The sequence below is a fragment of the Stenotrophomonas maltophilia group sp. LNF247 genome, from assembly GCF_054083135.1.
In genome coordinates this window covers 266,056-290,816 of the sequence record NZ_JBSRQL010000001.1, presented here as the reverse complement: position 1 = coordinate 290,816, position 24,761 = coordinate 266,056, and the positions used below count along the sequence as shown (strand labels likewise).

Sequence of the window (24,761 nt, the reverse complement as noted above, 5' to 3'; positions counted from 1 at the left end):
GTCGGGCGATGTGAGCCGCCGCAGGTTGGCGTTGCACGCGGCGCTGATGCAGCGATAACATCCGCACCCCGGACTGGACCCGGGGCGCCCTCAGGTCGCCAGGGCGCTCGATGCGACCGCGCCCGCCCTGGGGCCCCGGGGGCGGGTGTTCGAAGCGCCCCCGCCGTCCGCCGCCATCACGGCCTGCATCACGCGGTGTTGAGCGCGGTGCCCACCCCCGTCCACGCCCACGACATAGACAAATCGGCCATCAAATTTGGCCTGTGCGCCTTCAAGGGCATCGTCGGCCTGCAATGCCCGCTTCAGCGACTTCATCCATGTCCGTTCAGGCGTACGGTCCAGTTCCACGACAATGGCGGCGCCGCCACAATCGAGCGGCATGCACTCGATACGCAGCACGCCTGGAGAGGCCGCTTCGTTTCCGGATAGAGGCATGACAGAAACTCCGATACAGGGGTCGGCGGCAGTATCCACAGCGCATGCCAAGAAGCCGTCAACGAGATCCATAAGGCCCTCCACGCCTCCTCCACGAGGTTGGTCACGCGCGCAAGGCTTCGCGCCGGACTGACAATGTGCACGCAGGATCTTGATGCAGCACAGCAGAAACTCGTGTTCCCAGGACAACACAGGCATGTACGCATGCAATCCGCAATGAGCCAGCGCAGGTGCAACCTGCTGCTGGTGGAAGACCAACTCGACCTGGCCACACTCATGGAGCACGCCCTTGAGGACGTCGGTGATCAGGTGACGCATGCCTACAGCGTGTTCGACGCTCTCGGGCTGCTGGACACCCAGCGATTCGACGGCGCCGTGCTCGATGTCGAACTTCGCGACGGTGTGGTCTTTCCCGTCGCTGATCGCCTGGCAGAACTCGGCATCCCCTACCTGTTCGTCACTGCGGTCTACGACCAGCTGGTGCCGCAGCGCCACCGGCGCGCAGCCTTCGTTGCCAAACCGTTCCATGTGAGTCAATTGCAGGACACGGTTCGGCGCGTGCTGGGCGATACCTGCGCGCAGCCGCCCCCGCATTGAATCCATGCAACCGTCACCCCAGGTGCGGGGCTACCACCAGGCCCAGCTGGCGCAGCGCGCCACCACGGGAGAGGCCATCCCAGTTGCCGTGCGCGACGCTGCGGATCTCGGAGGCCTCAACCCACAGCAACCGCATCGACCAATAGGGAAAGAACCTGCCGGAAACCCTGCCGCGGCCCAGTTCGATCAGCTCGCGATGGCTGCGGGCACTGAGAATGCGGCTGTACACCACGTTGATGCTGTCTTCCGGCCCCTCGATGTACTGCAGGAAGCGGAGCCCGTCATAAAGAAGCACACCCGTAACGCCGGCTTCAAGGTTGAAGCGGGCGGCGGCCCTGGCGAGGTCATCCACATGGTCCATGGAAAGCCCCGATGTCGCCTCACTTGCGTAGGCGACTGCACGGAGGGGCACATTCGTTCCTTCTGGCGCAGGAAATTTCCTGCACTTCAATGATCGCCGCGCTGATGTAGGCAGAGATGAGGTGTTCAATCGCCGCGCTACCAGTGCCCTCCCCCGAGCTGCACGCTGCGATAACGCGTCGGCAGGCGGGAGCTTCTGCGCTCCCGGCCGAGCGGTTCAGCGCCAACAGCGATCACGGCTGTTGATGGTAATGGGCGCAGGCGCCGGCGGCCACATCACTCGGCTGGAAGCGTGGCGTGCCTATGAATACCCTGTGCGGTGATCCTCACCCGGTCAGCGCGGGCGCCTCGCTCTCGCCCTCACGCACTGGAGAAGCTCCCACAGCCAAGGCAGCACCACCAGGCCAGACGCCGGCAGCAGGACCCACCACCAGATCCCGGGTGCTGCCGGTTCCACACTGAGCGACCATCGAGGATGGGCCTGCCAGGCCACCCAGGCCAACAGGACCCACGGCGCGGCATCCAGCACACTGTGCACATGCTGCTCCGCCGGACTGATGCGTCTGCGGCCGTCTGCGCTGACGGTGTCCAGATAGCCGGCGATTGCGTGAGCAATGACCAGAAGCGCCAGGAGCGTGACCAGCGACAACGTGTTTTCCAGCAGCAGCCACGCCAGCACGCCGCTGCCGATCAGAAGCAGCTGCACCGCATGCAACAGGCTTTCGCGCATCGCGGAGGTGTGTGGAAGGTCGGTCCGGCGGTGAAAATGGAAGTCCAGCGAACCGGCCACCAACCACAGTGCGTACACACAGCCCACGACAATCGCACTCATGGCGCCACGCTCACGGTGTCAGAACGATCTTGCGGCAGTCGTCATCCTTGGCATCAAACATCGCATAGCCCTGCGCTGCATCGGCCAGGCGCATCCGGTGCGAGATGATGTCACCCGGGTCCAGCTTTCCTTCCAAGATGGCGCCGAGCAGCTCCGGCATCAGTCCCTGCACGTGGGTCTGCCCCATCTTGAACGTCAAGCCCTTGTCGAACGCGTCACCCAGCAGGAAACCGTGGATGAAGCCGGCATAGACACCAGGGATGCTGACAACGCCGCCGCGGCGGGCCGCGGCGATGCACTGCCGGATCGCCACCCCGCTGCTGCCTTCCAGTTTCACGGCGGTCAGCGCTGACTCCAGCGCACTCCCTTCGGCCTCGAAGCCTACGGCCTCGATGCAGGCGTCTGCGCCCCGCCCGCTGGTCTGGGTCAGGATGTAATCGGCCGGGTCCTCGATCTCCCTGAAGTCGATGGGGGTCACCCCGTAGGCGCGACGCGCGTAGTCAAGGCGGTAGCGAAGATGGTCCACCATGAAGATGGTCTCGGCCCCCAGCAGCCGGCAGCAGGCTGCGCTCATCAGCCCCACCGGCCCGGCACCGAAGATGGCCACCGTCGAGCCGGGCTTGACCCCAGCGTTCAGCGCGGCCTGGTAGCCGGTGGGCAGGATGTCCGAAAGGAACAGAACCTGCTCGTCGGCCACGCCTTCCGGGATGCGCAGCGGGCCTACATTCGCCTTCGGCACGCGTACGAATTCGGCCTGCCCGCCGGCCACGCCGCCATACAGATGGCTGTAGCCGAACAATGCGGCCGGAGGCAGTATGCCCTTCTGGTTCAGTGCGGCGCCCTTGCCCGGATTGGTGGTCTCGCAGGCGGCATACTCGGCCAGCCGGCAGTGGAAGCACTCGCCACAGGCAATCACAAACGGGATCACCACGCGATCACCGGGTTTCACCTGGGTCACGCCGCTGCCGACCTCTTCCACCACGCCCATGAATTCGTGGCCCAGCACATCGCCATCGTGTAGGTCAGGAATCTTGCCCCGGTACAGGTGCAGGTCCGAACCACAGATGGCGGTGGCGGTCACCCTCAGGATCAGATCATCCTCGGCCGCCAGCACCGGGTCCGGCACGGTCTCGACGCGCACATCCCTGCGGCCGTGATAGGTCAATGCCTGCATCGCGGTTCTCCAGAAAGATCGGAACATCAGCATCGCAGGGCAGTCCCCCTGCTGCGGTGACATCCGGGTGTGCGCGGCGTTCATTCCGCGGCGTCGTGGCGTTAACCCGGCGCGGTGCAGGCTTCAGGTTCTCGCCGCAGGAGCTGCTCATGAACGACAAGTTGCCTTTCAATCCAACCACGGACGTGGACGATCAGTCGAAGGCCCACACGCCGGACAAGCGTCGCAATGACCAGGCCAGGTGGAAGGACCACGACATGCCCGACGATGGGGACGGCCCCAAGGCGGTACCTGAAGACTACGAGCGGCCGGATCCTGACCCGACAGGCAAGCGTTGAGCCCGCCTCACATCCTCGATGCGCAGTGATCACGAGCCCTGCCCTCTTGCCCGCGCATGCTTCCGCACGGTCTCTGGAACAGCTGATCGAGGTGTTGCATGTGGAAACGCAACGGTCTCTCGCTGGTGCTGCTTGCACTCACCGTCGTGTTCATCGTTGGGCAGGCAGTTGCGGGGCACCATGTCCACAACCAGGAGTTGACGCAGCACGGGCGCGCGCCGATCGATCTATGGCACTACCTGGCGACCGGCCACTTCGTCAGCGCCACATTCGAGAACTGGGAGAGCGAATTCCTGCAGATGGGCATGTATGTTCTCCTGACCGTCACCCTTCGCCAGCGTGGCTCGGCTGAATCGCGGCCGTTGGATCCTGCACAGGAGCAGAGCCGCGTCGAGCCAGGACCTACGCCCTGGCCGGTGAGGCGTGGCGGCGTCTGGAAGGTGCTGTACGGTCATTCGCTTGCAATCGCCTTCGGGCTGTTGTTCCTGTTGAGCTTCACGCTGCATGCGTTGGGAAGCTGGCGAGCCGAGCAGGCCGAGCAGCTGTTGCGGGGCCTGCCCGCACCCGGCTTCCTGCAGCACCTGGCCAGCAGCACATTCTGGTTTGAATCGATGCAGAACTGGCAGAGCGAATTTCTCGCCGTGCTGTCCCTGGTTGTACTGACGATCTTCCTGCGCCAGAAGGATTCACCGCAGTCCAAGCCGGTCGAGGCCCCGCACGCACAGACAGGTGATTGAGCCATGGGACAGGATCCATCGACGGCCTTGCTGATCATCGACATGTTCAGCCGTTTCGACTTCCCCGGCGCGCAGGATCTTGCGCCCGTTGCGGAGCGGGCGGCCAGACAGATCCGGCGTTTGAGAGACCACTTCGATGACCGCAGGTGGCCGGTCATCTATGCCAATGACAATTTCTCCGACTGGAAGCGTGACTTCCGACAACAGGTTGCGCAGTGCAGGCGGGACGGGGGCGCAGCCGGGCGGATAGCCGACCTGCTCTCGCCCCTGCCCGATCACTACTTTGTACTCAAGCCCAAGCACTCGGCGTTCCTCGCCACCCCGCTGCCGGTCCTGCTGGCCAAGTTGGGCGTGCGCCGACTTTGGCTCAGCGGGATGACAGCCGATTCGTGTGTGCTGGCAACCGCGTTGGACGCCAACGCCAGGGAGTTCGACGTCGTCCTGGCAAGGGAGGCCGTGGCGGGGATGCCGTCACAGAAACAGCGGGCAATGGCGCTGCTCGCCGATTCAGGAGCAGCGCGGGTGGCACGAATTGCTTCTCTGGTGCCGGCATGACCAGCGGGATGGAGCAGCATTCGGTTCAAGCCCGGTCTGCGACACCCTTTACACCGGCATGACCGGCGCAATGTGCGCAGCAGAAAATCCGGCCATTTCCCTCGACACCGTGTCCGATGACGGCGCAATCGCAGTGGGCGCAGCGCGGGGCGAACGCATGGATCGCGCATTCGAACGAATCGAACGTGCCGCTACGCCCGCCTTGCTGTACGGTGAAGCTCTTGTCGTAGTCGTTGCCGCAGACATCACAGGTAGCCATCGGGCACCTCCTGCTCTGGAAGGAGCCTGCAGTGTGGCCATCACGGATGTCGGCGGCAGTGAAAGCACCGTGTCACGACTGTGCAGGATCTTCACGCGGAGAGCGGCATGGCACCTGCCCTGCATCGTCCGTCCGGACCCGTCCAATGAACCGGCACGCCAGCATGATCTGCACGATGCAGTGAGCGCGGGCAGTGCGGGTTGACTGGAACTGCAGGAGATGACTGCTCGCCCGTAGCGTACGTTGGCAATCCCCTTGCGTTATGCGGCAAGGGCGTACGGCTCCACCAGTCCCACCAGCAGATCCATTGCTGATTGCCCACCGGCCGACGTATCGCCACGCTGCACGAAGCCGATCCAGTCCGCGTGGGCCAGCGACTTCAACTGCCCGGGATCTACCGGAAGCCAGCGCATCGGCCAGAACGGCAGGCGCCGGTTGCCCACCCTGCCCCGCTGCAGCTCCACCAGCCCTGCGTGGCTGGTTGCGCCCAGCACACGCGCGTACGCCACCCGCAACCCGTCCTCCGGTCCCTCCATGTACTGGAGAAACCGCCCGCCATCGAAGAGAAGCACGCCGGTAACGCCGGCGTCCCGGTTGAAACGTGCGGCGTCGTCGACCAGCTGGTCCAGCCTGTTGCCCTCCTTGCGCCCGTTGTCGCCCACAACAGTGGGGCTGGCTTCGCTGACGTATACCACTGCCCTGATAGGCATCGGTTGCTCCTGTGACGAATCCCCCCAGATTCCGATGGCCTCACCGTAGCCCATCCGAGGACCTGGGAAGTTCCCATCGTGTGTATTCCGTGATCCGATCGCCACTATCCGACCAGCGGTGCACCTTTCCTCGGCGTGTTCAGGATCCGCAGCCGGTCGTCCTCCTGTGCCGGCACCGCAGGTTCGGGGAGACGCATGCCAGTGCCAGGCTCACGCCCTGTCCGCTGCCCACGCCAGGTCGAACGTCAACGCGAGGCGCTGGCCGGGCTCCAGCCGGTGCGGCGCCAGCGTGAAGCCGTCCGGCGGACCGCTCTGGGGCTCCACACAGGTGGCGTGCGGCGTGCCGTCGTAGACCACCCAATGGTCGTGGTCCGAGCGCAGCCGCAGGCGCTGGCCTCCGCGTATCAGCGTGATGTCGCTGTCGGCGATGAAGCAGTCATCCCAGGGACCGGTAGTGGGAGCCACACAGGGCAGCGTGGCAATACCTTCCCCGTCCCGCGGGTACATCGCACGAGGCGTGAACAGCAGCCCGTCAGGCTTCCGGAACCAGGGATGCCAGCCCAGCACCGCCGGCATCGCCTGCTCGCCGGCCTGGACCGAAAGGCGCATCTGCAGGGCGTGAGCCTCCAGCTGCAGGTCCAGCATGGCGATGCCACCGAAGGGCCAGTAGCCGTCGTGCGGCAACGCCAGCGCCAACCTGGCTGCCGCCGCATCCAGCCGGTCGATCTGCCACGGTCGCGAGAAGCCCAACCCATGAATGGCATGCCCGTCGAAGTTGAGCGGCAGCCGATGCGGCCTGCCATCAAAGCGGAACGTTCCATGGCGGATGCGCCCGGCCCAGGGCACCATCGGGTAGCAGCCCCAGGCGATCGCAGCCGCCCCGCCCGCCTGCGCATCCACCAGCCACTCCACGCCCTGGTAACGCAGGTGCGCCACGCGCCCGCCCGCCCCTGCGGCGAGCGCAACCTCCAGTTCGCCGCATCTCAGCCAGTGCAGTTCACCGGCCGGCAGCGGGGCCAGCGCATCATCCACCGGCAGCATGCGCTCAGGCCCCATACGGATTGATCGTGCGGATGCTTCCGTCCGGCTCCATGTGCAGCGGTGTGCACTTGGCCGAGCGCAGGTGGGTGATGCCGCCGGACATCAGTGCATCGTGATAGAACAGGTACCACTGCCCTTCGAACTGGCAGATGGAGTGGTGGGTGGTCCAACCGACCACGGGGGTGAGGATCACGCCAGCGTAGGTGAACGGGCCATACGGGCTGTCGCCGATGGCGTAGCACAGCTGGTGGGTGTTGCCAGTGGAGTACGACAGATAGTAGCGACCCTGGTACCTGTGCAGCCACGGGCCTTCGAAGAAGCGGCGCGCATGGTCGTCCGCACGCAGCGGCTGGCCATGCTCATCCAGGATCTGCACTTCGCGGGTGGGTTCGGCCAGCTCGGTCATGCACGCGTCCAGGCGGCCCACGCGCGGCCCCAGGGCCGGCGCGCTGCCCTCGGGTTCCTCGTGGGCCTCGCTGTACTGGTTGTCACGATACTTCTGCAGCTGCCCGCCCCAGATGCCGCCGAAGTACAGGTAGTGGCTGCCATCCTCGTCTTCGAACACGGCAGGGTCGATCGAGTACGCGCCCTTGATCGGCTCCGGCTGGGGCACGAACGGGCCCTCCGGCCGCGTGCCGATCGCCGCGCCGATGCGGAACCGGCCCTCGGCGTCCTTGGCCGGGAAGTACAGGTAGTAGCGGCCATCGCGGCAGGCGGCATCGGGGGCCCACATCTGTTTCCGCGCCCAGGGCACGTCGCGCACGTGCAGCGCCATGCCGCAATCCACGGCCGTGCTGTCGGGCGTATCCATCTTCAGCACATGATAATCCTGCATGCCGAAGTGGCCACCTTCGTCGTCGAACGGCTGGCCACCGTCGATGTCGTGCGACGGATAGATGTACAGGCGCCCCTCGAACACGTGCGCCGAAGGGTCGGCGGTGTAGATGTGGGTCACCAGCGGTTGCGAAATGGCGTGTGCGGTGAGCTGCGCAAGACGGGCTTCGCTGGCCTGGCCGTCTTCGCCGGCATGGAGGTCGATCATGGTTGTCATCTTGGCCTTACGCGGAAGCGTCGGCGGAACGGCGACGCAGGTGGAGGTCCTGCTCGATGCGGGTCTCGGTGCGCTTGTCGATCCTGTAGAAGAACAGCAGCGCCACGGCGAGCAGGAAAGGAAGGGAGCAGTAGACGCTTACGGTCAAGCGGATGCCCTGCACCACGCCCTCAGGCTGCTGCGCCAGTCCTGCCTGGTAGCCGTAGTGCGCAAGGATGGCCGCGACCAGCGCGCCTCCGACGCTGAGGCCGATCTTCAGCCCGCACAACATCGCCGAGAAGATGATCGCGGTCGCCCGCCGATGGTTCTTCCACTCCGAGTAGTCCGCGACGTCGGCGATCATCGCCCACAGCAACGGGATGGTGATGCCATAGCAGAAGCCATGCAGCATGAAGGCAGCGAAGGCCACCGCCACGCCCGTGGGTGGAAACAGGTAGAAGGCAAGCAGGAACAGGGTCGAGACAAACAGGGCGCCACCGAAGACGTCGCGCTTGCCGAAGCGATCCGCCAGCCGTCGTGATGCGCCGATGCCCAGGATCATGCAGAGGATGCCGCACGCGTTGAACAGGCTGAACGCCGAGGTGGCCGCGTCCTTCGGCCAGGTGAACGCCGCGAAGCCGGCGCTGGCCAGGGCAGCATTCAAGGCGCTGATCAGGCCGTTGAAGCCTGAGCCGTCCAGGAAGCCGGCCAGCGCGGCTTCACTCATGTAGTACTGGAAGTAATAGATGTAGGTGCCGCCCTTCAGGGCCAGGTTGATGAATACCAGCACGGTCAGGGCCAGCATCACCTGCCACGGGCGGTTGTGCAGCAGGTCCGACAGGTCCTGCAGTACGCCCCCGGTCTGCTCGCGCGTCGGCACGATGCGTTCGCGAGTGGTGGCGAACGTGATCAGGAAGAACACCGTCCCGATGATGGCGAATGCGGTCATGACCTGCTCGAAGCCGCGCACCTGGTCGCCATCGCCCAGGATCAGCACCAGCGGCATCAGCAGCACCTGGATGATGAACTGCGCGACCATCACAGCCACGAAGCGGTAGGCCGAGAGGCTGTTGCGCTGGGCCATGCTGCCGGTCAGCACGCCGCTCAGCGCCGAGTACGGCAGGTTGTTCGCGGCGTAGACGCAGACCAGCAGCGCGTAGGTGGCCAGTGCATAGATCACTTTTCCGCGCTCGCCCAGGTCCGGGGTGCTGAACGCCAGCAGCGACAGCACGCCGAACGGAATGGCTGTCCACAGGATCCATGGGCGGAAGCGGCCCCAGCGTGTGGATGTGCGGTCCGCCGCGATGCCGATCAACGGCGTGAACACGAACGCACCCAGCAGGCCCACCACGAAGATGATCGTGGCCGCGGTGGCAGCCGGCAGGCGGTAGACGTCGGTGTAGAAGAACGCCAGGTAGGTGATCAGGGTCTGGAAGATCAGGTTGGCGGCGAGATCGCCCAGGCTGTAGCCGAGCTTCTCGCGTACCGATAGCGCGTGTTCAGTGCTTGCCATGCAGCGGACGTCCTTGAAAAGGAATCTGGTCGAAGCGGAATCGATGCCGGCGGGGATGATCAGTCAAGCGCGGGCACCACGGTGAACCTGCCCTGCGCACGTATATCGGCACTGGACGCCCCCACCCTGACCTCATAGGCACCGGGCTGCACCGCGTACGCCGCGCGCGCTTCGTCATAGTGGCGCAGGGCCTGCGCCGCCTCCAGGGTGAACGTCACCGTGCGGCGTTCGCCCGGGGCCAGCTGGACGCGCTGGAAGCCACGCAGTTCCTGCACGGCGTCGCCGCTGCCAGCGTGCTCGCGCCGCACGTACAGCTGCACCACTTCGTCACCGCTGCGGGTGCCCGCGTTGGTCACATCCAGCGCCACGCCCAGGCGGCCGTCGGCGCGGAGGCTGTCTGCATCGAGGCGAAGCGTTCCATAGTCGAATCGGGTATACGACAGACCGTGACCGAACGGATACAGCGGCGTGCCGCGGAAGTAGCGATAGGTGCGGCCCTCCATGGCGTAGTCGTCGAATGCCGGCATCGCTTCGCCGGCCTTGTAGAACATGACCGGCAAACGGCCGGCGGGATTGACGTCGCCAAACAGCGCCTGACCGACTGCGGTGCCGCCGCGTTGCCCGGGGTACCAGCTCATCAGGATCGCTGGCAGATGCGCCTGCGCCCAGTCCACGGCGATGGCCGAGCCACCGGTAAGCACCATCACCACCGGCTTGCCGGTGCCGTGCAGGGCCTCCAGCAGGGTGCGCTGCGGCGCGGGCAGCCGCAGGTCGGTACGGTCGCCACCGGCAAAGCCCGGGTAGTTGACCGTCATCTCTTCGCCTTCGACATCGCCGGTGAGTCCACCAACGAACACCACCACATCGGCATCGCGTGCGGCATCGAGCGCTTCATCGAACGGTGCCTTGGCGCCGGGCATGCGCCAGCCCAGGCGCACGCCGGCATCGCGCTGGTCGTCGTAGTACTCCAGCTTCAGCTCATAAGCACGCCCGGCCTGCAGGTCGAGTTCGACACCCTCGGCATGCAGGCGATCCGTGTTCACCCAGTGATCGATCACGCGCTTGCCGTCCAGATACAGGCGGTAGCCATCATCGCCGGCCACCTCCAGCCGGTAGCGACCGGACACGGGGGGCAGCAGCTGGCCGCTCCAGCGGATGCTGAAGCGGTCGTTGGGAATCCCCTGCCCCGGTGCCGCTTCGCCGCGTGCCAGCAGGTTGTCGGTCGGCGAGCCGCGGTCCCAGCGGAAGCCGATCTGCGCGTCGGTACGCACCAGGGCCGGAGTGCCGGACAGGTCGGGCGTGCGGAAGTACTCACCGCGCAGGCCGCGCTCGGGCGACTCCGCCGAGGGCCGCAGGTAGGTCGGCTCGATCAGCGGTGTGGCGCCGGGATCGTCGCGGCCCTCCACCAGGTCGACGCCGCGGGCATAACGCACTTCAACGCCCTTGGCCGCCTCGCGTACGCCCTGCAGGATCGTCACCGGCGCCGCCGGTGTGCCGAAGTAGTTGCCGAGCAGTGCCATGGTGTCGTCGGCAGTGGGTCCGACCACGGCAATGCGCTTGATGTCGCGCGACAGTGGAAGGATGCCGTCGTTCTTCAGCAGCACCAGCGATGCCTGCGCGGCCTTGAGGGCCAGCGCATCATGGGCCGGCGCCTGGTTCACCGAGGCCGGAATGCGCGCCCAGCGCACCCGCTCCGGCGGATCGAACATGCCCAGGCGCATCCGTGCGGTGAACAGGCGGGTCACCGCATCGTCGATCTCCGCCTCGCTGATCAGCCCTTGGCGCACTGCGGCAGGCAACGTTGCGTACTCCTGGCCGCATTCCAGCTCGGTGCCGTTCCTCACCGCCAGCGCCGCAGCGGCTTCGCGCGTGGTGACGATACGGTGGTGCTTCCAGATATCGACGATGGCCCAGCAGTCCGAGACCACGTAGCCCTTGAAACCCCAGTCGCGTCGAAGCACATCGTGCAGCAGGAAACGGCTGGCACTGGCGGACTCGCCGTACACGCGGTTGTAGGCGCCCATGACCGCATCCACTTCGCCCTCCTTCACCAGCGCCTCGAACGCCGGCAGGTAGGTGTCATACAGGTCGCGCCGGCTGGGCCGTGCATCGAAGTGATGGCGGTCGGCCTCCGGTCCGCTGTGCACGGCCAGATGCTTGGCGGTGGCGTCCAGCTTGCGGTAGACGGGGTCGTCGCCCTGCAGGCCGCGTACGAAGGCCACGCCCATGCGCGCGGTGAGGTAGGGATCCTCGCCGTAGGTCTCCTGTCCGCGCCCCCAGCGCGGGTCGCGGAAGATGTTGACGTTCGGCGACCAGAAGGTCAGGCCCTGGTAACGGCCATGCGCGCCTTCGCGGAGGAACTGGTGGTGCTTTGCGCGGGCCTCGTCGCTGATGGTCGTGGCCACCTGCCCCATCAACGGTACATCGAAGGTCGCGGCCAGGCCGATTGCCTGCGGAAACACCGTGGCCTGCCCTGCCCGTGCGACGCCGTGCAGTCCCTCGTTCCACCAGTCGTAGGCGGGTACCCCCAGCCGTTCGATCGCCGGCGCGGCGTTCTGCATCTGCGCGGCCTTCTCTTCCAGCGTCATCTGCGCGACGAGTGCCGCGGCCCGTTGCTCGAAGCTGGCCGAAACGTCCAGCCAGGGCCGCGGCGCAGCCGCGGACGCGGCGGCCGCCACACAGGTCAGTACGAACAGGGCGATCCCACCGCGCCAGGTATGGCGGCGGGCCTTGGACGAAATCGACAGCCTCATTTGCTTCTCCCGTTGCGCTCGTCGCGCGCGAAAGGACCCAGCAGTGCGCCCACGAAGCCGCCTGCCCGGTCCGTACTCAGGACGGTGCCGTCCACCTCGCCTGCGAGCAGTTGCCAGCCCTGCCCATCGCCAGTGTCGAACGAGAACGCATAGTTGCCCTCGTTGCCGGCAATCTTCAGGCGCAGTGCTGCAGGCACCGGTACTTCACGGCTGGCCAGCGTCCGCGTGCTGCGGCCACCGTCGCGCGCTTCGAGGAAGAGCGAGAGGCGCCCCCCGCCAAGGTCCCGAACGCCAAGGAAGTACCAGTACGCCTCGCTCTGGAACGCCGCCAGACCGGCGGCAACTCCGGAAGCTGGCGGGGTCATCGCGGTGCTCGCCTCGAAGCGCAGATGCTGCTGGCGCCGGCCGAGAAACGCCGGATTGCGCAGCGTGTCCAGATCCTCGGCGAGCGGGTGCACGGCCAGCATGCCGGGGCGCTTGTGCAGGTCTGCCCAGGCATGCCTGGGCACGCGCACGCGCAGCCACTGGCGATCGAGCGCTGGGCCATCAAAATTGTCGCGCGCTACGAAATTGCCGGTCGACGGGGCCTGGGATGCCTCGCCCTGCATCCATGACGGCGCCTTGGCCACGTAGGGAATGGCCTGGTCGGTCGGCAGGATCTGCGGCCAGCCATCCTGCCAGCGCACCGGCAACAGGTAGGTCTCGCGCCCGGTGTTGTAGTGGCGCTTCTGATAGTTGCGGCTGGCCAGGAACACCGCCCACCACGAGCCATCCGGGCCTTCGACCAGGTCGGCGTGGCCGGCATTGGTGATCGGAAGCGGACGGTCGTCCGGGAGTTCGCGCTGGGTCAGGATCGGATTGCCCGCATAGGGAACGTAGGGCCCCCACACCGCGCGGCTGCGCAGCACCACCTGCGAGTGCTGCGGCCCGGTGCCTCCTTCAGCGTCAGACAGGTAATACCATCCCTCCCGCTTGTAGATGTGCGGTCCCTCGATCCAGATCGGATTCTTCGCCGGCTCCACGCCTCCATCAACCAGTACCCGGCGGGGCCCGACCGGCTTGAACGCCGCCAGATCGATCTGCTGCATCCAGATGGCGCGGTGCCCGTCATAGCGCGGCGGACCGGGCGGTGCATCGTTGTTGATCAGGTACACCTTGCCGTCGTCATCAAAAAACAGTGATGGATCGATGCCATCGATGCCGGGCAGCCAGTGCGGATCGGACCACGGCCCGGCCGGGTCGCGCGCGGTGGCGATGAAGTTGCCACCGCTGTCGGTCGCGGTGGTGACGACGTAGAAGGTGCCGTCATGGTATTCGATGGTGGGCGCGAAGATGCCGCGCGAGACGCTCAGTCCGTCGAAATCCAGCTGCGTGGGGCGGTCAATCACATTGCCGATCTGCTTCCAGTGCACCAGGTCGCCACTTTCGAACACCGGAATGCCCGGGAAGTAGGTGAAGCTGGAATTGACCAGATAGAACCGGCCGTTCGCGCGCACGATGCTGGGATCGGCATGGAAGCCGGCCAGGACGGGATTGCGGTAGTGGCCGGCCGGCAGCGGCACTTCAAACGCCTGGTCATCGCCGCGGTACTCGAACCAGTCGAAGTACACCGGCGGCGCGTCCGGCGGCGCGCTGGACCGGGCGGCTGCGGCCGACAGCAGGAACAACGCCCCCAGCAGGCGGCGCGCCATCGACCTCAGGCCGGCCCTGTCGGGGGCCAGAGGGAACTTCGTGGACAGCGTCATCATCGTCGGGCCTCGGCTTCGGCAATGGGAAGTTCGAACGGGCCGGCCGGTGCCCCGCTGCGATCGCGCAGCGTGCACACCGGGCCATCGGCCCAGCAGTAGCGGACGTGCGTTGCGTGCGTCGATCGTGGGCCGCGCAGCAGGATCCGGCGCCCATCCAGTTCGGCGTCGCCGTAGTCGCAGTGGCCGGTATCACCCCTGGTCTCGCACAGTTCAAAGCCAATCGGTCGCAGCGCACCGGTTGCGGTGAGCGCGCCTTCGACATCCTCGAACGCGATTGACACGCCCGCGGGCGTCCGCACGGCCGTGACCGCCCGCGGACCTGACGGTGCCAGATCCTGCTCGCCGTACACCACGTGGCGGGCCACGCGCGCCAGGCGGCGCCCGAGCTCCTGCTTGTTCGGCGGGTGGATGTCGTAGGCATCGCCGATGTCGATGGCAATGGCGAGTCCGCTCCGCTCATCCTCGGCGGCGACGCGTCGCTGCGCCTCGCGCACCTGCGCCCAACCGCTGTCGGCAGGCGCAACCGGCGGCTGGCCATGGTTGGCCAGCTGCACGAGCAGCAGTGGCGTGCGTGCACCGAACTGACGCCGCCAATCGTCGCGCAGCGCACGCAACCGCGCCGCGTATGCCGCGCCATCACCGGTGTTCGATTCACCCTGGTACCACAGCATGCCGCGCAGCCCGAAACCGCCGAGCGGTGCGATCATTCCGTTGTACAGCGTCGACAGCCCGGTGGCCGCCTGCCAAGGGGCAAATGGCGGCGCCTGTTGGCCCGGCGCAACCCGATACATCCACGGTCCCTGCAGTGGCACCCGCTCGCCGGTATCGAACTGCAGGCCGTGTGCCGTTGAAGGACCGGCCAGGCCGCCTTCGCCGTAGGTGTCCAGCACGTTGACCGCAATGCTGTTGGATCCTGCCTTCAGCAGGCCATGTGGCAACGGGTAGCGCCTCTCGCCGGCGCCGTACTGGCTGCCGACGGCGACCCCGTTCACCCAGGTCACGTCCACCTCGTCGGCCGATGCCAGCTCCAGGGTCGCGCCGCGTGCGGCCTGTTCAGCGCTCAGCATCACCTGCGTGCGATACCAGACCATGCCGTTGTAGTCGGCAAGTGCGGGCTCGTTCCACCGCTCCCATGCGCCCAGTGTGGCCGGTGCGCGGGACCATCCGCGGTCATCGGCATCCGCGCGCCATGGTGCGTCACCTGACAGTGCGCCCTCGCGTGAGGCCCACCAGTGCTGCCAGTAGCGACCCCAGCGTGCATGTGCCTCCTGCGGGTCGTGGGCAGACTGAGCAAGGATGTCCAGGGGCTCGTCCATGCCGCCCTGCCCGCGCAGCGCGCCCGCGCTGGTCCAGGCCTCGATCCGGGACCCACCCCACGCCGCCTGGATCAAGCCCATCGGCACGGCAGCCGTGCGCTGCAGCTCGCGCGCGAAATAGAAACAGGCTGCGGAGAAGTCGCGCACCCTGTCGGGGGTTGCCGTTGTCCATGCAGGGTCGCCCTTGAAGCTCTCCTGTGCCTGCGCGGCCCCCTCCTGCGGCACGGTGAACAGCCGGATCCGTGGCATCGTGGCTGCGGCAATCTCGCTGGCTGCGTTGAGCGAGCGCCACACCGGCAGTTCCATGTTCGACTGGCCCGAGCACAGCCACACGTCGCCGACCAGCACGTCGCGCGCCGTTTGCCGGCGCGTTCCGTCGTTTACCTCCAGCGTGTAGGGACCGCCAGCGGCGACCGGGTACAGCATCGCCTGCCAGCGGCCTGCGGCGTCCGCCCGGCTGCTCACCGCCTGCCCCGCAAACGTCACGGAAACCGGCTGCCCAGGGCTTGCGTGTCCCCAGACGGCAATGGGCCGGTCACGCTGCAGGACGGCGTGATCCCTGAACAGCGGATGCAGCAGTCCCGTCGTCTCCCGCGCCGCGGCCGGCATCGCCACTACTGCCGCAGCCATCATCAACAGCACACACCCGACCGCTCCGAACCTGCTCATCGGCCATCCCCCGGTGCGAACGGAAACTGCAATGCCTGGTAGTACGACAATGGCTGCGGCGGTGGCCGTTCGCCGGCGGGCAATGGCCGTCCGCTGAGCGACTGGAAGTACGCCACGCTGGCGTCACGCCACCATTGCGCTTCGTCGTGCTGGATCTGCAGGAACGCAGCAACGTGCCGATGCCGCTGCGGATCGATCCGGTCGCTCAGGCCGGCCCAGGTGTCCTGCATCGACCGCACCTGGCGCACACCCCGCGAATAGCGCCCGACCAGCTCATCCCAGAGCGTCCTGCCCGAGCGCATGCGGTGATCCCACGGCACATGATGGAACCACAGCAGCAGCGACTCGGGCACCCGCTCGGGGTCGCCATAGACCTCGGCGACCTGCGGGGCGTACTGGCCCACGGCGTTGCTTCCGCCGGCGCTGCGGTCAAAACCGATGCCCTGGCTGTCTGCGCGGTGGTAGTACACCGACGTCCAGTCCGCACGCGGGCCTCCGTCCACCCAAGGGCCGGGGCCGTAGTGATGGCCGCGTGCCATCAGGTGGTGCAGGCCCAGCGGCGTCATGTAGTCCACTGCCGCCTCGCGCGAGTCCATCATCATCCGCACGATCGGGCCGGTCACCTGCGGGTCGGGCGAGAACGTCAACGCTGCCCAGTCTTCGGCAATCGCGCGCGCGGATTCCTGCGGGTTCCAGGCCAGTCGGCCGAAGGCGTACCAGTTGGCCTGATCGAAGTGCGAGCCACTCCAGGTGCGGTCCACGCCGATGTTGGCGACGCCGGCGATACCGGTCAGCGCATGACCCTCCAGCGAGCCATCGACGACGCGGGAGACCGTGGAGCCTTCGCCGCGTGCATGGGTGTCGGCCTGCAGCACTTCCTCGTAGAGCGTTCCCAGGTAGACCAGGTGCGTCGCAAAACCCAGGTATTCCTTGGTGATCTGCAGTTCCATCATCAGCGGCGTGCGCGGCATCGCGCCGAACAAGGGGTGGAACGGCTCGCGCGGCTGGAAGTCGATGGCGCCGTTCTTCACCTGCACGATCACGTTGGGGCGGAAGGCGCCGTCCAGCCCGACAAACTCGCTGTATGCCTGCTTGGCGCGATCTTCGGGAACCTCGTGCGAGTACACGAAGGCCCGCCACATCACCACACCGTTGTAGGGCGCCAGCGCGTCGGCCAGCAGGTTGGCGCCCTCGGCATGGGAACGACCGTAATCCTGCGGGCCGGGTTGCCCTTCGGAGTTCGCCTTGACCAGGAAGCCGCCGAAATCCGGAATGCGCGCATGGATCTCATCGACCTTGTCGCGCCACCAGCGCCGCACGCCGGGATCCAACGGGTCAGCCGTCGCCAGGCCGCCGAGCTCGATGGGCGCACTGAAGCGTGCGCTCAGGTAGACCCGGATGCCATAGGGGCGGAACAGGTCGGCCAGCGCGGCGGCTTTGGCCAGATAGGCCGGCGACAGGCTCAGCGCACTGGCGTTGACGTTGTTGAGGACGGTGCCGTTGATGCCGAGCGAGGCGTTGGCACGGGCGTAGTCGGTGTAGCGCGGGTCACGCCACTGCGGCAACGTCTGCCAGTCCCAGAGGGAGCTGCCTGCATAGCCACGCTCGACGTAACGATCCAGGTTGTCCCAATGGTCGAGCACACGCAGTGCGACCCGCGGCGACTCCCGCACGTCCAGCCCCTGCAGCGGCATGCCACGCTGCAACAGGCGCAGCAGATGGAACGTGCCATACAGCACGCCGACATCCCGGCGTGCCGCCACCAGCAGTACATCGCGCCCCTCGATCCGGACCCGCCGGATCAGGAAGCCCTCGTCGCCCAGCGAGGCAACCTCGTTGCCGAACGCGGCGACCAGCGCCGAAGACTGCGGCGTACCCAGCACCAGGGCATGGTCAGTACTGATTGCCGTTCGCATTGGCGGCGCCGTTCCCAGCAATCCAGGGAGGCTGCGCGCAAGCTCGTCGCGGGTAGCGCGCTGCATCGGCGTGCAATCCGGGGCCACCACTTCGGCCAATTGCCGCCGGTAATCGGCAGCGACCGTTGCGGCAACCGGCTGGTAGCGCATCCACAGCCCGTAGCCATCCTCCGCCCGCGCCACGCCAGCACAGGCCAGCAGCACGACCACGGCCCACAGGCGCGTGCCGACAGCACGCAACAAGGGCGTTAACATGCGCCTTTGTAGACTACGTCCGGGCCCGGGGCAGCGCATCATCGTCCTTCGCACCCCCGCGGCAGCGCCACCAAGAACAAAGGGATCGTGCATTGGACAAGCCGAAGAAATCGGTTCGCCGCAGAACCGCAGGCGTGACGATCGACGAGGTTGCGGCCCTTGCCGGCGTTTCGCCGATGACCGTGTCGCGGGTGATCAACCAGGGCAAGGTGCGCGACGTCACCCGCGAGCGCGTGCTGCGCGCCGTGCGTGAGCTGGGCTATACGCCCAATCTTGCCGCCAGTTCGCTGGCCGCCGCACAGCACACGCGCATTGCGCTGATCTACACCAACCCCAGCGGCGCCTACCTGCGCGAACTGCTGGTGGGCCTGCTGCGCGTCGCCTCCAGTTCCGCCATCCAGCTGGTCATCGACTACTGGGACAACCTGGATGCCGAATCCGAACGTAGGGCGGCGCGCGCGCTCGCCGGACGCGTCGACGGGGTGATCCTGCCGCCGCCGCTGTGCGAATCGCAGGCCGCCGTAAGCGAACTGGTCAAGGCTGGCATTCCGGTGGTGGCCATCGCATCGGGGCGCCTGAGCGAGGCCCTGTCCTGCGTCCGCATCGACGATTTCAGTGCGGGCAGGGAAATGACCGAGCACCTGCTCCGGCAGGGACACACCCGCATCGGCTTCATCCGTGGGCGCGATGACCTGAGCGCCAGTGCGCTCCGCTACGACGGCTTCGTCACCGCCCTGCGCGAGGCCGGGCTTGCGGTGGAGCCTGGCCTGGTCCAACACGGTGACTACACCTACCGGTCCGGCCTGGCTGCCGCCGAAAAGCTGTTGTCCCAACGCCGCCCACCGACCGCGATTTTCGCCAGCAACGACGACATGGGCGCCGCCGCCATCTCCGTCGCGCACCGACGCGGGCTGGAAGTGCCGCGCGACCTGTCGGTCGTGGGTTTCGATGACACCTCGGCCGCCACCACCGTGTGGCCGGAACTGACCACGATCCACCAGCCCATCGCCTCGATGGCCAACGCGGCCGTCGACATCCTGCTGCGCACCATCCGCCGTCCGGCGGCGGACGCAACGGTGCTGCGCGATCATGTGATGCCGCATCGGCTGATCGCACGCGATTCGGTCGCCGCGCCGCCCCGGCGGCGGTAGCGCAGGCATCATGCTCCGCATCCGAGGGTGACCTCGGCTTCGTTCAGCGCACCCAGCGCGACGCGTGACACGGAGATCGTCATCGCATCGCCCGTCACCACCGACCACGGTCGGTCGATCGCGTCCAGCTTGGCGCCCGCCTTGGCCAGGCACTTCAGCGGCACGCCAACACGCTTCCACTGGCCTTGTGGAAGCGCCGCCAACGCCGGCCCGATGGCGACGCGCGCCGAGCAGCCCGCACTGCAGCCCACCGACAGCCACGCCTCACCCTTCGGGGCTGCGTCCACCCGCAGCGTGGTCAGCAGCATCAGGTCGCCGTTCGATTCACGCCGCAGGTCCAACGCCGTGTGCGACTGCAGTGCCGCGGCGGCTTCGCCATTGCCCGACCAGGCCAGGCGTCGCCCATCCTCCTGCGCCAGATGATCCACGCCGGTGATCTTCAGCCGATCATCGGGCAATGCGTCCGGCACGCGGGTCACGGTCAGGCCCTGGCCAGCAGCATCCTCGATCCGCAGCGCCATGCCAGGACCCGCGTCACCGCGCGCGAAGAACACGCCCGTCGCGCCCTCGTTGCCGGTCACGCCCGATGCCTCCGGCAGCGCGGCCAGGTCGCCGTTGTCGGCGTAGGTCAGGCCGAAGCCGAACGCAAACAATGGATCGTAGTCCTTCTGGCCCACGTTGTTGGCGTACTGGGTGGCAGTGCGCGGCCAGCTGAAACTGAGCTTGCCCTTGAAATCGTACTGCACGCGGCCATCGCTTCCGCGCAGCAGCACATCGGCAATCCCGGCGCCTTCCGAACCCGGCAGCCACGCAGCCACGAAAGCATCGGCGGCATTGATTTCCCGGTTCACCCAGAGCGGCCGCCCGCTCAGGAAAACCGCAACAACCGGTATGCCGTCGGCCTTGAGCCGCTTGAGCAGCGCCAGGTCCGTTTCGTTGCCGGGCTTGTAGGCCAGCGTCGGCCGGTCTCCCTGGAACTCGGCATAGGGGTCTTCGCCAAACACCACCACCGCCACATCGGGCTTCACTGCATAGCGACCGTCAACGGCAAGCACGGCTTCACCACCGGCCGCGCTGGCCTGGCGCGCGATGCCCTCGTAGATCGTGTCCGCATTGGGGAAGTCCCTGCGGCTGGTGCCGGTGCCCTGCCAGTTGAGCGTCCAGCCGCCCGCCTGCTTGCCGACATCGTTGGCACCGTCGCCGGCCACGAGGATCCGCTGCTTCGGAGACAGCGGCAGGAGGTGGTCCTGGTTTTTCAACAGGACCAGCGATTCGCGCACGGCCTGCCGGGCGACCGCGCGATGTTCCGGCGCGCCGATCAGTGCGAACTGCCCGCCGACGGCCCGCGTGGATGGCCTGCCGGCCTCGAACAGCCCAAGGCGGAACTTGACCCGCAGGATCCGGCGCACCGCATCGTCCAGGCGTTGCGGCGTGATCCGCCCATCCTTCACCGCAGCCAGCGTCGTGTCGTAGAAACCCTTCCAGCTGTCCGAGGCCATCGCCATGTCCAGGCCCGCGATGATGGTGGCCGGGCAGTCTGTGGTGGTGCAGCCCTTGACCTGTCCATGACCATTCCAGTCACCCACCACGAAGCCACCGAAGTTCATGCGGCCCTTGAGTACATCGGTAAGGTAGTGCCGGTGCCCATGCATCTTTTCACCGTTGACGCTGTTGAACGACGCCATCGCGGTCTGCGCGCCGGCGGCGATTGCCGGCGGATATCCGGCGGCGTGGATGCGCACCAGATCTGACTCGCTGATGCGGGTGTCGCCTTGGTCCTTGCCGTCAGTGGTGCCACCGTCGCCGAGGAAATGCTTCACCGAGGCGATCACATGGCGGCCATCGAGGAACTCCGGGGTTCCCACCCTGCCCTGCAGCCCCTCCACCATGGCGGCGGCATAGCTGGCCACCACGTCCGGCGATTCGGAGTAGCCTTCGTAGGTGCGTCCCCAGCGATCATCCTGGGGTACGGCAACGGTCGGCGCGAACGTCCATTCCATGCCGGTGACACGGGTCTCCAGCGCGGTGATGCCACCGATCTGCCGCAGCAGCGCCGGATTGCGCGTGGCGCCCAGCCCGATGTTGTGCGGGAACAACGTGGCGCCAATGATGTTGCTCTGCCCGTGCACGGCATCGATGCCGAACAGCAGCGGAATGGCCTTGCCGCCTTTCGAGGTGTCCATCGAGGCGTCGTAGAAGGCGTCGGCCAGCGCCAGCCATTCGGCCGGCGACGCGTCATAGCGGCCACCGGGATCGGAGTTGCCCCCGGCCAGGATCGAGCCGAGCCGGTAGCGGCGCACGTCGTCGGGGGTGACGCTGGCGATGTCGCCCTGCACCAGCTGGCCGACCTTTTCCTCCACCGTCATGCCGGCCATCAGGTCGGTGATGCGCTTCTCCAGTGCCGGATCCGCGGCCAGCGGCCAGGCGACCTTCGGCCAGGGATCATTGTCGGTAGCTGCGGCGGCGGCAGCCCGGTCCTGGCCGCGGCAGCCGAGCAATCCCAGCATCAGTGCGGCGACCAACGCGCCGCTGCGGATTACCAAGGCCTGCGATGTCATGGCGCTCATCCTTCCATCTGCTCCAGTTCCTTGCCCTTGGTCTCGTGCACATGCCGGACCACGAAAATCACCGAGATCACGGCAGCCACCAGGTAGATGCCGTAGGTGGCTGCCAGCCCTGCCGCGGCCAGCAGCATCGGGAACGTCACCGTGACCACGAAGTTGGAGGTCCATTGCGCTGCGCCAGCGACCGCAAGTGCGGAACCGCGGATCTGGTTCGGGAACATCTCGCCCAGCATCACCCACATCACCGGCCCCCAGGACAGATTGAAGAACACCACGTAGGCATTGGCCGCCACCAGCGCCAGCGTGCCCATGCGACCGGGCAGCTGCAGGTGCCCGTCCGCCAGCGAACCGCTGGCAAAGGCCACCACCACCAGTGCAAGCGACAGCGACATCCCTGCCGAGCCGAACCACAGCAGGGGCTTGCGGCCGATCCGGTCAATCAGCAGTACCGTGACAACGCAGGCACCGATGCTCAGCGCGCCGGACAGCACGTTGATCAGCAGCGCGTCGTTTTCGGAAAAGCCGACCGCCTGCCACAGCACGGCGCCGTAATAGAACACCACGTTGATGCCGACCAACTGCTGGAAGCAGGCCAGCCCGACGCCGACCCAGACAATCGGGCGGATCCGCCCTGTCGCCCGGCTCTTCAGGTCGGACAGTCGAGGGCGATGATGGTCGTTGGACAACGAGGCATCGATCTCCTCGAGCGTGGCGCGGGCCTTGTCGCTGCCCAGCAGCCGGGTCAGCACCCGCAGTGCATCGTCCTTGCGCCGCTTCACCACCAGGTAGCGCGGGCTCTCAGGAATGGTCAGCAACAGCAGCAGGAACAGCAGCGATGGCGCGGCCTGCATCCAGAACATCCAGCGCCAGGCGGCCTGCCCGCCCCACAGCGGTTCGGTCGACGCGCCCGCTGCGGCCGCCAGCAGGTAGTTGGACAGGAAGGCAGCGGTGAGGCCGGTGATGATCGCGATCTGCTGCACGGTAGCCAGGCGGCCGCGATAGCGGGCCGGAGCGACCTCGGCAATGTAGGCCGGCGAGATCACGCTGGCCGCGCCGACCGCGAATCCACCCACCACCCGCGCGACAATGAACCAGCCCGACGACACCGCCGCCCCGGCACCGAGTGCCGACAGCAGGAACATCACTGCCGACAGGATCAGCACGTTGCGACGGCCCAAGCGGTCGGCCAGCCGGCCTGCACTGAACGCGCCCACCGCACAGCCCAGCAGCATCGACGCGATCTCGAACCCCTGCATCCACTCACCGGACCGGAACGCCTGGTGCAGGCCATCCTGGGTACCGTTGATCACGCCGCTGTCGAAGCCGAACAGAAAACCGCCAATCGTCGCCACCACACTGATCAGTACGATCAGCCGCGTGTTCTCACCACTGCCCGCTGCCTGGTTCATCCCCATCCCCTTGAGTGCACCGTTGCGCCCTTCGCCTGCCGCGCTCAGCGCAGCAGGTATTGGTTGAGCAGGTTTTCGTAACGCTCCTGCTTGCCGCTGGCCTGGCGCGGTTCGCCGAGCCGGGAGGCCAGTGCCGCCAGGTCCGGCAGGCTGAGCGTGCCGCGCTCGAACTCCTGGCCGGCGCCACTGTCGAAACTTGCGTAGCGCTCCTTGCGCCATTGCTCCCAAGGAGACTCGGTCAGCAGTGCATGGGCAACCTCCAGGCCGCGTGCGAACGCGTCCATGCCACCAATGTGGGCAATGAACAGATCCTCCAGGTCGGTCGACTCACGGCGCACCTTCGCATCGAAGTTCAACCCGCCCTCCAGCCCGCCCTGGCGCAGCACGACCAGCATCGCGCCCACGGTGTCGTACAGATCGCTGGGGAACTGGTCGGTGTCCCAGCCGTTCTGCGCGTTGCCGCGGTTGGCATCGATGCTGCCGAGCAGGCCATGATCGGACGCGACCTGCAGGTCGTGCTCGAAGGTATGGCCGGACAATGTGGCGTGGTTGGCCTCGATGTTGAGCTTGAAGTCCTTGTCCAGCCCATGCTCCTTCAGGAAACCCACCACCGTGGCACTGTCGAAGTCGTACTGGTGCTTCATCGGCTCCATCGGCTTGGGCTCGATCAGGAAGTTGCCCTTCAGGCCGATGCTGCGGCCATAGTCGCGGGCCATGGTCAGGAAGCGTGCGAAGTGCTCGATCTCGCGCTTCATCTGCGTATTGGCCAGCGACGCATAGCCCTCGCGCCCGCCCCAGAACACGTAGTGCTCGCCACCGAGTTCGACCGTGGCCTCCAGGGCGGCCTTGACCTGCACCGCGGCGCGGGCCACCACGGCGAAATCGGGATTGGTCGATGCACCGTTCATGTAGCGCGGGTGCGAGAACAGGTTCGCCGTGCCCCACAGCAGCTTGACGCCGGTGGCCTCCTGGCGCGCCTTGGCCAGGCCCACCATGTGCGTGAGGTTCTTCTGGTACTGGCCGATATCATCGGCATCCGGCGCCAGGTCGATATCGTGGAAGCACCAGTACGGCACGCCCAGCTTGATGAAGAACTCGAACGCCGCGTCCACCTTTGCTTCGGCCGTGGCCAGCGGCGAGCCCGCCTCCCACGGGAACTGCCGGGTACCCGGGCCGAACGGATCGTGCCCGGCATTGCAGAAGGTATGCCAGTAGCACACGGCAAAGCGCAGATGCTCCTGCATGGTCTTGCCACCGATGACCCGGTTTGCATCGTAGACCTTGAAGGCAAGCGGATTGTCCGAGCCCTTGCCCTCGAACGGAATGCGGCCGATGCCGGGGAAGTATTCCTTGGCGCCGATGAAGGGCTGCGTGCTCATGGTGCGTGCTCCTGTCGTTG

21 protein-coding genes are annotated in these 24,761 nt (G+C 66.7%); 5 read left to right on the top strand and 16 right to left on the bottom strand.

What is annotated here, in order from left to right; all coding sequences use genetic code 11:
* Positions 1–90: 90 nt before the first annotated feature.
* The gene (locus ACTXG9_RS01305; RefSeq protein WP_227844341.1) at positions 91–507 is read right to left on the bottom strand and encodes a hypothetical protein; all 417 of its coding nucleotides are present in this window, start codon (positions 505–507) and stop codon (positions 91–93) included.
* Between the two features lie 132 nt (positions 508–639).
* On the opposite strand from ACTXG9_RS01305, the gene ACTXG9_RS01300 reads away from it, so the two are divergent.
* Positions 640–1,032 (top strand): response regulator, encoded by a 393-nt coding sequence (locus tag ACTXG9_RS01300; protein WP_111101957.1) that lies wholly within the window; start codon positions 640–642, stop codon positions 1,030–1,032.
* Between the two features lie 13 nt (positions 1,033–1,045).
* On the opposite strand, the gene ACTXG9_RS01295 is transcribed toward ACTXG9_RS01300, so the two are convergent.
* From ACTXG9_RS01295 to ACTXG9_RS01285, 3 genes are all read right to left on the bottom strand, one after another.
* Positions 1,046–1,444: a BLUF domain-containing protein gene (locus ACTXG9_RS01295; RefSeq protein WP_111098447.1), complete on the bottom strand. Its 399-nt coding sequence runs from the start codon at positions 1,442–1,444 to the stop codon at positions 1,046–1,048.
* 282 nt (positions 1,445–1,726) lie between these two features.
* On the bottom strand, positions 1,727–2,224 hold the full coding sequence (locus ACTXG9_RS01290) for a hypothetical protein (RefSeq protein WP_111101956.1): 498 nt from the start codon (positions 2,222–2,224) through the stop codon (positions 1,727–1,729).
* A 10-nt stretch (positions 2,225–2,234) separates the two neighbouring features.
* The gene (locus ACTXG9_RS01285; protein WP_111101955.1) at positions 2,235–3,398 is read right to left on the bottom strand and encodes a zinc-dependent alcohol dehydrogenase; all 1,164 of its coding nucleotides are present in this window, start codon (positions 3,396–3,398) and stop codon (positions 2,235–2,237) included.
* 149 nt (positions 3,399–3,547) lie between these two features.
* Here ACTXG9_RS01285 and ACTXG9_RS01280 point away from each other — a divergent pair, with 149 nt between their 5' ends.
* The 3 genes from ACTXG9_RS01280 (at position 3,548) to ACTXG9_RS01270 (ending at position 5,028) form a co-directional block, all read left to right on the top strand.
* Complete coding sequence (locus tag ACTXG9_RS01280; RefSeq protein ID WP_019337695.1) at positions 3,548–3,736, top strand: hypothetical protein; 189 nt, start codon at positions 3,548–3,550, stop codon at positions 3,734–3,736.
* A 98-nt stretch (positions 3,737–3,834) separates the two neighbouring features.
* Complete coding sequence (locus tag ACTXG9_RS01275) at positions 3,835–4,473, top strand: DUF6766 family protein (protein WP_021202411.1); 639 nt, start codon at positions 3,835–3,837, stop codon at positions 4,471–4,473.
* A 3-nt stretch (positions 4,474–4,476) separates the two neighbouring features.
* On the top strand, positions 4,477–5,028 hold the full coding sequence (locus ACTXG9_RS01270) for a cysteine hydrolase family protein (protein ID WP_021202410.1): 552 nt from the start codon (positions 4,477–4,479) through the stop codon (positions 5,026–5,028).
* A gap of 25 nt (positions 5,029–5,053) precedes the next feature.
* On the opposite strand, the gene ACTXG9_RS01265 is transcribed toward ACTXG9_RS01270, so the two are convergent.
* The 9 genes from ACTXG9_RS01265 to ACTXG9_RS01225 all read right to left on the bottom strand — a co-directional run bounded on the left by ACTXG9_RS01265 (position 5,054) and on the right by ACTXG9_RS01225 (position 18,238).
* On the bottom strand, positions 5,054–5,287 hold the full coding sequence (locus ACTXG9_RS01265; protein WP_155029555.1) for a hypothetical protein: 234 nt from the start codon (positions 5,285–5,287) through the stop codon (positions 5,054–5,056).
* Positions 5,288–5,547: 260 nt separating this feature from the next.
* Entirely contained in the window at positions 5,548–5,997 is a 450-nt protein-coding gene (locus ACTXG9_RS01260) for a BLUF domain-containing protein (RefSeq protein ID WP_111101980.1), read from the bottom strand.
* Between the two features lie 210 nt (positions 5,998–6,207).
* Positions 6,208–7,053, bottom strand: coding sequence for an aldose epimerase family protein (locus ACTXG9_RS01255; protein ID WP_188249897.1), 846 nt, complete (start codon positions 7,051–7,053; stop codon positions 6,208–6,210).
* Positions 7,043–8,080: a glycoside hydrolase family 43 protein gene (locus ACTXG9_RS01250; RefSeq protein WP_021202407.1), complete on the bottom strand. Its 1,038-nt coding sequence runs from the start codon at positions 8,078–8,080 to the stop codon at positions 7,043–7,045. The genes ACTXG9_RS01255 and ACTXG9_RS01250 overlap by 11 nt, the downstream gene beginning before the upstream one ends.
* Before the next feature lie 16 nt (positions 8,081–8,096).
* Positions 8,097–9,581, bottom strand: coding sequence for an MFS transporter (locus tag ACTXG9_RS01245; RefSeq protein ID WP_456115489.1), 1,485 nt, complete (start codon positions 9,579–9,581; stop codon positions 8,097–8,099).
* Positions 9,582–9,640: 59 nt separating this feature from the next.
* Complete coding sequence (locus tag ACTXG9_RS01240) at positions 9,641–12,334, bottom strand: glycoside hydrolase family 3 C-terminal domain-containing protein (RefSeq protein ID WP_456115488.1); 2,694 nt, start codon at positions 12,332–12,334, stop codon at positions 9,641–9,643.
* The gene (locus tag ACTXG9_RS01235) at positions 12,331–14,025 is read right to left on the bottom strand and encodes a glycoside hydrolase family 43 protein (RefSeq protein WP_456115487.1); all 1,695 of its coding nucleotides are present in this window, start codon (positions 14,023–14,025) and stop codon (positions 12,331–12,333) included. Before ACTXG9_RS01235 ends, ACTXG9_RS01240 begins: the two co-directional genes overlap by 4 nt.
* 53 nt (positions 14,026–14,078) lie before the next feature.
* A complete protein-coding gene (locus ACTXG9_RS01230; protein WP_456115493.1) occupies positions 14,079–16,031 on the bottom strand; it encodes a sialate O-acetylesterase in 1,953 nt (650 codons plus the stop codon).
* A 32-nt stretch (positions 16,032–16,063) separates the two neighbouring features.
* Positions 16,064–18,238, bottom strand: a complete 2,175-nt coding sequence (locus tag ACTXG9_RS01225; protein ID WP_277817662.1) for an alpha-glucuronidase family glycosyl hydrolase — start codon at positions 18,236–18,238, stop codon at positions 16,064–16,066.
* A gap of 92 nt (positions 18,239–18,330) precedes the next feature.
* On the opposite strand from ACTXG9_RS01225, the gene ACTXG9_RS01220 reads away from it, so the two are divergent.
* A complete protein-coding gene (locus ACTXG9_RS01220) occupies positions 18,331–19,389 on the top strand; it encodes a substrate-binding domain-containing protein (protein ID WP_206621460.1) in 1,059 nt (352 codons plus the stop codon).
* An 8-nt stretch (positions 19,390–19,397) separates the two neighbouring features.
* Here ACTXG9_RS01220 and ACTXG9_RS01215 read toward each other — a convergent pair whose 3' ends face one another.
* Genes ACTXG9_RS01215 through xylA form a run of 3 tightly spaced genes read right to left on the bottom strand, consistent with a single transcriptional unit; the run spans position 19,398 to position 24,741 of the window.
* Complete coding sequence (locus tag ACTXG9_RS01215) at positions 19,398–21,956, bottom strand: glycoside hydrolase family 3 protein (protein WP_456115486.1); 2,559 nt, start codon at positions 21,954–21,956, stop codon at positions 19,398–19,400.
* Positions 21,953–23,362, bottom strand: coding sequence for a sugar porter family MFS transporter (locus ACTXG9_RS01210; protein ID WP_134734831.1), 1,410 nt, complete (start codon positions 23,360–23,362; stop codon positions 21,953–21,955). Before ACTXG9_RS01210 ends, ACTXG9_RS01215 begins: the two co-directional genes overlap by 4 nt.
* Positions 23,363–23,406: 44 nt before the next feature.
* On the bottom strand, positions 23,407–24,741 hold the full coding sequence (xylA, locus tag ACTXG9_RS01205; RefSeq protein ID WP_456115485.1) for a xylose isomerase: 1,335 nt from the start codon (positions 24,739–24,741) through the stop codon (positions 23,407–23,409).
* Positions 24,742–24,761: the final 20 nt, after the last annotated feature.